Source organism: Stenotrophomonas sp. B1-1, from assembly GCF_010894375.1.
In the GTDB taxonomy this organism is placed as follows: Bacteria; Pseudomonadota; Gammaproteobacteria; order Xanthomonadales; family Xanthomonadaceae; genus Stenotrophomonas.
The window spans coordinates 1-890 of the sequence record NZ_JAAIUZ010000062.1; the positions used below are offsets into that span (position 1 = coordinate 1).

Annotated in this window: 2 protein-coding genes; one reads left to right on the forward strand and one right to left on the reverse strand. The window is 62.2% G+C overall.

Features of this window, described 5'->3' with window-relative positions; translation table 11 throughout:
* Positions 1–620 (reverse strand): terminase family protein (locus tag G4G00_RS21755; protein WP_205515597.1); only part of this gene is annotated, 620 nt, incomplete at its 3' end.
* A 152-nt stretch (positions 621–772) separates the two neighbouring features.
* Between G4G00_RS21755 and G4G00_RS21760 the strand changes: the two genes are divergently transcribed.
* Positions 773–890 (forward strand): GPO family capsid scaffolding protein (locus G4G00_RS21760; protein ID WP_164276655.1); only part of this gene is annotated, 118 nt, incomplete at its 3' end.

The window sequence follows — 890 nt, forward strand, 5'->3', positions numbered from 1 at the left end:
CGCATGTAGCCCAGGAAGATGTGCGCCTGACTCTTGGAGGCGCTGAGGAAGATTTGATTGCGGCCGGTGGTCAGCGCATCGAGCAAGGCCTCACGAGCAAAGTAGTAGGTGGCACCGATCTGGCGCGATTTGAGGATGATGCGCGTGCGCTCACTGCCGGCGCGCAGCCAATCGCGCTGATAGTCGAAACAGCCCTCCACGAAGGCTGTCTGCAGACGTTCGATCTCTTCCTCACTGAACTCGTTCTTGCGCGTCTTCTTCTTCGGCGCAGCATTGCGGTTTGCCACCGCCGGATTCAGGTCGGACTCGTTGCCGCCGCCCTGGTAGCGCTGGATCCGCGCCTGGCGTTCGAGTTGACGGTGCAGCAGGTCGATTTCCTTGAAATCGCCACCGGTCTTCTCCTGCTTGTGGATCAGGATGCACAGCCGCGCTTCCAGCGCCCCGCCAATGCGCTCGACGGTGTCGGCGCGGTCCCATTCGTCACGCGCCTTCCAGCTGTGTACGGTTTTGTCCTTCTCCCCTATCAGGGAGGCGATGTCACACACGCGCCAACCCATCCAGTACAGCAGCTGGGCTTGGCGGCGAGGATCGACATGGAGCTTTTCGAAGACGTTCTGCACCTGGGCAGATTGGACGGGCTTGCGCGCGCGCGATATCGGCGCTCCCTGTAAGCACGCGCGCTACATGCCGCAGCCGTTGTTACGTCGTACCGGTGGGCTGAGGATGGGTCATCGCATCAACGCCGATGCGCCCTGATCTCAACGAGGCACCGATGGCCGGTACTACCAAACGTTCCAAGTTCTTCCGCGTGGCCGTCGAGGGCGCCACCACCGATGGCCGCACCATCGAGCGCTCCCATATCCAGGACATGGCCGAGACCTACGACCCGC